Raw genomic sequence first — 7527 nt, 5'->3', positions numbered from 1 at the left:
CCTGGTAGCTCCGCTACAAGGACTTCCGGCCGCCTTGCGATGCTTCCCCTCGGCCCTGCGGGCCTGGGGAGACCCCATGCACCGGACGACGCTCCCTGACGGGCAAACATTGCCGGTCGCGGCACTAGCCCCAAGCTCTGAGAAGGGGCGGGGAGGAACGCCGGGCCGCAGCACGCCACGCGGAGTCACCCCAGGCGTATGGCCTCCCCGCCCCGCTCCAGCTCCAGCACCCACACCTCGTTCGCACCCTCGCGCAGCACCGGACCGGGGACGAACAGGGACGTCTGGGGGCCCGCGGCCCAGTAGCGGCCGAGGCAGAAGCCGTTGACCCACACGAACCCCCGGGTCCAGCCCGGCAGTTCGAGCCTGGCGTCGCCGGCTCCGGTGACCGCCACCTCGCCCCGGTACAGGCCCCGCTCACCCGGACGCGCTGTCGCGAACGGAACCGCGGCCACCGCCCCCGCCCGCTCGAACGCATCCAGCCGCAGCCCCCGCGCCCGCACCCCGTGGAGAAACTGGCGTTCGTGCATCACCCCACCCGTGATGCCCTTCGGTTCACCCACCCGCGGGCCGTAGTTGACCCGGCCCAGCGACTCCACCCACAGCTCCACCGCCGCGGGACCCGCCACCGCCTCCGGCAGCGTCGCGTCGGCCTCCGTCAGCACGCCCGCCCGTGCCCCGTCCACGTACACCACCGCGATGTCCCGGAGGCCGTCCACGGTCAGGGGACGGGCCCGCCGCGGCCCGGGCACATCGAGCCGATAGCGCACCACGCCCCGGTCCACGTCCAGCTCCTCGAAGGACGGAGGGGTCGCGTGCTCGGTCTCCGGGCCGCCCAGCGCCTCCAGCACCACCTCCATCGGCGCCCACTCGCCCAGCACGGCCTCCGCCGGAGCCCCCAGCACCGCCGGCGCCCCGGGAACCTCCGGCTGCGGACCCTCCGCGTACGGCGCCAGAAGCTCGCGGAACGCCCAGAACTTCACCGTCGGGCGCCCGGACTCGTCGACGGGCGCGTCGTAGTCGTACGACGTGATGTCCGGGGCCAGCTCACCCATGTGCAGCTCACCGGAGCGATTCGCACCGGCCCACCCCGCGAAGTTCGTACCGCCGTGCGCCATGTAGATGTTGACCGACGCCCCGCACTCCAGGATCTCGCGCAGCGCCTCCACCGCGTCGGCCGCATCGCGTACGACGGCCCTGTCGCCCCAGTGGCTGAACCAGCCGCACCAGAACTCCATGCACATCAGCGGCCCCTTCGGCTGGTGCCGGCGCAGCACCCCGAAGCCGTCCCTCGCACCCGAGCCGAAGTTCGCCGTGGCGAGCACACCCGGCACGGAACCACCGGTCAGCATGTGGTCCTCGGGGCCGTCGGACGTGAACAGCGGCACCTCCACGCCCAGTCCGAGCAGCAGGTCCCGCAGCCCGCCCAGATAGACCCGGTCGGAGCCGTACGAGCCGTACTCGTTCTCCACCTGGACCATGATCACCGGGCCGCCCCGGTCGATCTGCCGCTCCACGACCTGCGGCATCAGCGTGCCGAACCAGCGCTCCACATGCCCGACGTACCGGGCGTCACGCGTCCGCACCCGCGACCCGAGCGGACCGGTCAGCCAGTGCGGCAGTCCGCCGTTCTCCCACTCGGCGCAGATGTACGGCCCCGGCCGCACGATCGCCCACAACCCCGCCTCGTGCGCCGCGTCCAGGAAGCGCCCCAGAGCCCCCACATCGTGGTACCGGCCGCTCCGCGGCTCATGCAGATTCCACGGGACGTACGTCTCCACACAGTTGAGGCCCATCGCCCGCAGCATCGCCAGCCGGTGACCCCACTGCGCCTCGTGCACCCGGAAGTAGTGCAAAGCCCCGGACAGCAGCCGCACCGGCCGTCCGTCCAGCAGAAAGTGCTCATCCCCCACAGCGAACTCAGCCACCGGCCCCGCCCCTCCGTGATCACCTACCGCGAGCAACGATCTCCCCCTGGCGGTGCGGCGGTCCATGGACAAAGATCAGCTCTGTTTGGACGCAAACACCATCGAGCCACAAACACGGTCCGAGCCGGGAGGGCAGGCCGATGTACCACACATGGATGCGCTACTTCACGCCCAGCCCGGTCCACCACCGGCTCGGCCTCGTCTGCCTCGGCGTCGGGCTGCAGCACGGCGCACTGCCGACCGTCGGCCCCCGCACCCTCGACCACCACGTCGCGGTCCTGATCAGCGCGGGCGGCGGCTGGTACCGCGGCACCGACGGGCGGCGCACCACCGTCACCGCGCCCGCCGTGCTCTGGCTCACCCCCGGCGTCCCGCACCACTACGGCCCCGACCCCGCCACCGGCTGGGACGAGAGCTTCGTCGACTTCGCCGGCCCGGCGACCGCCACCTACACCGAACTCGGCTACATCGAGCCCGACCGCCCCGTCGTCCCCCTCTCCGACGCGGCCCCCGCCCGCGCCGCCGTCGGCCGCATCGCCCGCGCCGCGCGCCGCGGCAACCCTCTCCTGGAGGTCGAGACCGGCGCCGCCGTCCACGAGCTGCTCGTCGCGCTGCGCCGCGCCCGCGCCGATGTGGGCCCCGACGGCGATCCCGTCCTGCAGGCGCTCGCCCGCGACGCATTCCAGCCGCTGTCCGTCGCCGAGCACGCGGCCCGCCACGGCATGACCCCCGCGGAGCTGCGCACCGCAGTCCGCCGCGGCGCCGGCTGCAGCCCCAAGGACTATCTCCTCGGTATCCGCCTGGGCCGCGCCAAGGAGCTCCTCGCCGCCACCGATCTGCCCGTGGCGGCCGTCGCCCGCCGCGTCGGCTACGACGACCCGGCCTACTTCTCCCGACTGTTCACCCGCCGCGTCGGCACGGCCCCCATCCGCTTCCGTGAGCAGCAGGGACGTACCGTGCCCGGCGGCTGGAGCAATCGCATTCCGGATCCCGAACACCCCCCGACCATCACCCACCGACCGACGTAAGCTCCCTCCTCATGACCTCCAGCGAGACGAGCGACATCGACGAGTCCGTCCGGGCCGAGCTGACCCGGCTGCGCGAAAGCATCGACAACATCGACGCGGCCGTCGTCCACATGCTCGCCGAACGCTTCAAATGCACCCAGCAGGTCGGCCACCTCAAGGCCCAGCACCACCTCCCCCCGGCCGACCCGCAGCGCGAGGCCCGCCAGATCGCCCGCCTCCGCCAGCTCGCGGAGAGCGCGAAGCTGGACCCGGCATTCGCCGAGAAGCTGCTGAACTTCATCATCGCCGAGGTCATCCGCCACCACGAACAGATCGCCGACGGGCCTGTTACCAGCAACGGAGCCTCAGGGGAGTGATCCGATCTTCCTGTCCTGCGCAGTTCTGGCGATCGGCGACGAGCCCCCGTTCGCAGATGACTCGGGGAGCGCGTTGCGGAGGTTCGTGAAGCTTTCGAACCGAACACATCGCCCTGGACGTCTCGTTCGGTCGGGTCCGTTGTGAGAGCTGGGCTGGGGACCTCCGCCTCCTGGCCGCCGCCCGGCCTAGGTGTGATGATCTTGATGTGGCTGGTGTGAAACGGCGTCAGAGTTGAGCGCCTTGGACATTCGACTCGGCCCCGGATCCCTGTTCTTTCCGGACTGGGAAGGAACTAATCCGAGGTGCCCTCATCACGCTCTACGTCTGCCGGATGGAGGGAGCGCTCGGCCTCGACCTCAACCGCGTCGGTTTCCGGGTCGACCCGATAGCGGGCCCCTGGCATGAACGTCGATGGCGGAACGACTTTGGCTGCCAGATACTCTCTCCCGGCACGGTCGGCCACTGCGCCCAGTGCCGCGTCGGCCAGTGCATCGGGCTCGATGTGTCCGTCCGGTTCGGCAGGCACGAAAGTGTGCGTGTGTACCACCTCGCCCGTGCGCGTGTCGTACACGACACAGGCCTGAGTCTCGATCGCCTCCACTGGCATGTCTCCGCCTGTGGTCATTTCCAATCCTCCTAGACCCAGTCGTAGATGATCCAACGCGCCATAGCTTGGGCCTTGTAGACCTCGACCTTGAAAGTGATGCTTGTGACATTCCTCCGGAACAGAGTCGATGGATTTTTTATCGATCCGATCTCGGTGGGGAAATTCTCGATCCCGCTGTCGCTGATGATTTGACTGATGTGGACATGTGAGGAGGAAACGTCATTCGCACCCCAATGCGAGAATAGACAGATGTCGGCAACGACATCCCGGTTGGATACCTGGACGGTCATGCTGAAGCTGTGAAGTCCGTCGAAATGCTGGGCACGCATCCTGTTCATTCTCATGCCTACGATTGCCATGGAAGACCGCCTCTAGCCTGCGCTGACTTTGCCCGGCTCAGAACATGCCTCCAGAGTCGCGCACAGAAACGAGCTGCGCAAACTCAGGCCGCCAACATCCAGCGTGCCACCATATTTTGCGTTGACACTTCTGCCGTCTCGCCGCCGCCTCTTCCTCGTCCCCCGCCTAACTCGTTCCGCCCAGCCGCGTTCTCAGCCACGGGGAACGCGAGCGAGCAATCCTGATTTCCCATCACCGGCCGCTGCTCGGGCTCCACCTGCCACACCGCCACAGCGCCACCTACGGAAGGACCCGCCGTGCCCCCGCCCTACCCCGGGGACCTCCCGGCTCGTGGCCGCGGCCAAGAGCGACCCGCCGAAGCGCGGCACCCCGGTCAGCTACTACGGCGTGAAGAGCGTGGAGACCGCGCTCGTCGCCGAGGGCCTGCTGTCCCGGGACGTCGCCGACGGGAATTTCGGCACGGCCACCATCGCCGCCTATGCCGCGTGGCAGCGGCGCTGCGGCTACAAGGGCACGGCCGCTGACGGCATCCCTGGCGCCGAGTCCCTCAAAAAGCTCGGCGCCCGCCGCGGCTTCACCATCACCCCCTGATCGGAGACCCTCATGCCCCGACTCGTACTCGACACGGTCGAGCGCACCTCGCGGCGTAGGTCACGACGTTCCTCGGACTGCTCCTCGCGGACGGCTTCGACCTCACCAACCTGTCCGCGGTGAAGGCCGCCGCGATCGCCTCCATCCCGGCCGCTCTGTCGGTCGTGAAGGCCGTTGTGGGCTCGCTCGTCGACGACCCGCGAACGGTCGGCTGGCTGGGGAGCCGCCAGTGACACCGTCCGAGTCCACACAAGTCGCCGTCGAGTTGGAGCGACTGCGAGGCACGGTGGCCGAGGGGTTCGCCAACCTGAACGGCCGCCTGGATACGGCGCTCCAGTGGACCGGCCAGACAGAGAAGGACATCGAAGACCTCCAGGGCCGCGTGTCGGCTCTGGAGAAGGGCCAATGGCCGCTGCCGTCGATCGCCGCGCTCGTGGCCGTCTCGGGCCTGGTCCTGTCCGTGTACCAGATGACCGCCCGCTGAATGGAGGCCCCGTGACGTCTGCTGATTGGGTATGGGGCGGTCTCCTCGCTGTGGGAGCCGCGTTCGAGGTGTACGCGCTGCGCAACGGCCGCCAGAGGGACGCACTCTCGGAGCGGACACGGGCCTGGTTCCGGGTCCGCACGCCCGCCGGCCGTGCCGTGTTCGCTGTCGGGTGGCTGAGCTTCGCTACCCGGTACCTGATCGACATCCTGGGCTGACCCCCGCCCGGCCACCTTGCCCCCTCTCGCGCCACGTGCGCGGGAGGGGGCTTCTTCGTCATGCCGACCACGCTCACATGGCGTGACGCCCCCTTGACGGGCTGCTCCTGCGGCGTGAAGGTCTGTGGAACAGCGTGGAATCCGCTCGGAGGAGATGACGGCCATGGCCCTAAAGTTCCTTGGGATCTACCCGAACACGCCTGACGACGGCTCGCCAACCATCTGGCTTGAGGAGGAGACAGGTGACCTCATCATCCAGTCCTGGAAGGCCGACGAGGCAACCGTTCGGCAGGCACAGGAAGTTGGCTCCATCCCTGGTCACTCCACGGACGTCCCGGACCACGAGACGGTGATCCGGCTGCCCGCCAACATGCTCCAGTTCATCCCACGTCAGGACAGTGAGGTACCCAGTGGCAACAGCGGTACGTGAGGCACTCGCCAAAGCTGAGCGCTCTGCGGTGCACCTGGAGATGCGTGACAGCTACATGCGCGACGATCCAGCGTTCATCCGCTGGCAGGAGGGCCACCGCGAGGACCCCAGTGACAGGGCATCGTGGTGGCGGCCATGGCTCGACTTCGTCTCCGGCGTGACCGCCCGCGGAGTCGTCATGCGCCGTGCCCGGGTCGTCTCGGAGCCGATCAGCGACTACATCCGGTACGAGTACGACATCACGTTCACCAACCTCGCCGCAGGCGAGGATGTGCGCTGGCTGCCCCGCTCGCGCGCCCGCGACCTGCTGCTACCCGCTATGGACTGCTGGGTGGTCGACGAGCACACGCTGATCCTTCACCACTTCAGTGGTGAAGGTCAGTGGACCGGCACCGGCATGGAAGTGGTCCACGACCCGGCCCTCATCAAGCTGTACGCCGGCGCCTTCGAATCCGTGTGGGAACGGGCCACCCCACACGCGGAATACGAGCCCATCTGACCCAGCGCACGCCATGGCCCTTCCGACATCTTCCAGCGTCCAGCGGGCCCGGCAGGTTCTCGCCGCCCGACTTGGCGAGATCCGCCGGGACGCTGGGCTGAACGGGCGGGACCTCGCTCACGCCTGCGGGTGGTACCCGTCCAAGGTCTCCCGCATCGAGAATGCCCGTACCTCGCCGTCGGCCGACGACATCACGGCCTGGTGCCGCGCCTGCAACGCAGAGAACCAGACCGCGGACCTCATCCAGTCCCTGCGTGCCGTCGAGGGCATGTTCGTCGAGTGGCGACGGATGGAGCGCGCCGGCCTTCGCCGCGCGCAGGAAGCCCGACTCCCGCTGTACGAGCGCACACACCGGTTCCGCTCGTACTCGTCGTGGCTCGTGCCTGGCCTGATTCAAACTCGGGCTTACACGGCCGCGACGCTGCGTGCCATCCAGCAGCGCCGCGGCCTGATGGACGATGTCGAGGACGCTGTCGAGGCGCGCGTCGAGCGGCAGCACTTGCTGTACGACCCAGGACGCACCTTTGCGTTCCTCGTTGAGGAGTCCGTCCTGCGGTCGGGGCCGGGGGACTCGGACGTCATGACCGGGCAACTGGGCCACCTGATCACCGTGGGCTCGCTGCCCAACGTCAGCCTGGGGGTGGTGCCTACGCGACCGGGCCGCCACCGCTGGCCCGTTGAGGGATTCTGGATCTACGACTCCGCACAGGTCAACGTCGAGCTTGTCTCTGGCTATCTGACCATCACGCAGGGCCCCGAGGTCGCGATGTACGCGGAGACCTTCGAGGAGTTGGCCGGCCTGGCGGTGTACGGAGCGGACGCCCGGGCCCTGATTACGAAGGCGATCGAGGCCCTGGAGTGAATCGGCGTGGAATCTCGTAGAACTTCCTGGAGCCGATCTGGTCGCCGTCCGTAACTTCCTGAGTATGGAGACGGGAATCTGGCTTGCCGCGGCCGTCAACGCGGCGAATCCTGGCTGGTGTCACTGGCACAGGGGCTCCTCGGCGACGGCCGAGCTGATTCAG

The 7527-nt window shown here is 68.7% G+C and carries 11 protein-coding genes; 8 read left to right on the top strand and 3 right to left on the bottom strand.

Translation table 11 applies throughout. From position 1 onward, the window contains the following. Window positions 1–185 precede the first annotated feature (185 nt). The gene (locus ACZ6ZQ_RS38180) at window positions 186–1928 is read right to left on the bottom strand and encodes a glycoside hydrolase family 35 protein (RefSeq protein ID WP_469773140.1); all 1743 of its coding nucleotides are present in this window, start codon (window positions 1926–1928) and stop codon (window positions 186–188) included. 140 nt (window positions 1929–2068) lie between these two features. On the opposite strand from ACZ6ZQ_RS38180, the gene ACZ6ZQ_RS38175 reads away from it, so the two are divergent. Together ACZ6ZQ_RS38175 and ACZ6ZQ_RS38170 are read left to right on the top strand one after the other, a co-directional pair. Next, window positions 2069–2956, top strand: a complete 888-nt coding sequence (locus tag ACZ6ZQ_RS38175; RefSeq protein ID WP_469773139.1) for a helix-turn-helix domain-containing protein — start codon at window positions 2069–2071, stop codon at window positions 2954–2956. A gap of 11 nt (window positions 2957–2967) precedes the next feature. Further along, window positions 2968–3312, top strand: coding sequence for a chorismate mutase (locus tag ACZ6ZQ_RS38170; RefSeq protein WP_469773138.1), 345 nt, complete (start codon window positions 2968–2970; stop codon window positions 3310–3312). A gap of 293 nt (window positions 3313–3605) precedes the next feature. Here ACZ6ZQ_RS38170 and ACZ6ZQ_RS38165 read toward each other — a convergent pair whose 3' ends face one another. Both ACZ6ZQ_RS38165 and ACZ6ZQ_RS38160 read right to left on the bottom strand, forming a co-directional pair. After that, on the bottom strand, window positions 3606–3938 hold the full coding sequence (locus tag ACZ6ZQ_RS38165; protein WP_469773137.1) for a hypothetical protein: 333 nt from the start codon (window positions 3936–3938) through the stop codon (window positions 3606–3608). Between the two features lie 11 nt (window positions 3939–3949). After that, window positions 3950–4249, bottom strand: a complete 300-nt coding sequence (locus ACZ6ZQ_RS38160; RefSeq protein ID WP_469773136.1) for a hypothetical protein — start codon at window positions 4247–4249, stop codon at window positions 3950–3952. Window positions 4250–4610: 361 nt separating this feature from the next. Between ACZ6ZQ_RS38160 and ACZ6ZQ_RS38155 the strand changes: the two genes are divergently transcribed. From ACZ6ZQ_RS38155 to ACZ6ZQ_RS38130, 6 genes are all read left to right on the top strand, one after another. Further along, the gene (locus ACZ6ZQ_RS38155; RefSeq protein ID WP_469773135.1) at window positions 4611–4871 is read left to right on the top strand and encodes a peptidoglycan-binding protein; all 261 of its coding nucleotides are present in this window, start codon (window positions 4611–4613) and stop codon (window positions 4869–4871) included. A gap of 229 nt (window positions 4872–5100) precedes the next feature. Continuing rightward, on the top strand, window positions 5101–5355 hold the full coding sequence (locus ACZ6ZQ_RS38150; RefSeq protein ID WP_469773134.1) for a hypothetical protein: 255 nt from the start codon (window positions 5101–5103) through the stop codon (window positions 5353–5355). An 11-nt stretch (window positions 5356–5366) separates the two neighbouring features. Continuing rightward, on the top strand, window positions 5367–5573 hold the full coding sequence (locus tag ACZ6ZQ_RS38145; RefSeq protein ID WP_469773133.1) for a hypothetical protein: 207 nt from the start codon (window positions 5367–5369) through the stop codon (window positions 5571–5573). 163 nt (window positions 5574–5736) lie between these two features. Then, the gene (locus tag ACZ6ZQ_RS38140; protein WP_469773132.1) at window positions 5737–6003 is read left to right on the top strand and encodes a hypothetical protein; all 267 of its coding nucleotides are present in this window, start codon (window positions 5737–5739) and stop codon (window positions 6001–6003) included. Further along, complete coding sequence (locus ACZ6ZQ_RS38135; protein WP_469773131.1) at window positions 5984–6502, top strand: DUF6879 family protein; 519 nt, start codon at window positions 5984–5986, stop codon at window positions 6500–6502. Before ACZ6ZQ_RS38140 ends, ACZ6ZQ_RS38135 begins: the two co-directional genes overlap by 20 nt. A gap of 13 nt (window positions 6503–6515) precedes the next feature. Continuing rightward, window positions 6516–7364 (top strand): helix-turn-helix domain-containing protein, encoded by an 849-nt coding sequence (locus ACZ6ZQ_RS38130; RefSeq protein ID WP_469773130.1) that lies wholly within the window; start codon window positions 6516–6518, stop codon window positions 7362–7364. The last annotated feature ends 163 nt before the right edge of the window (window positions 7365–7527 follow it).

The organism is Streptomyces sp. NPDC053673, assembly GCF_055585225.1.
This window is presented reverse-complemented; position numbering and strand designations above follow the sequence as displayed.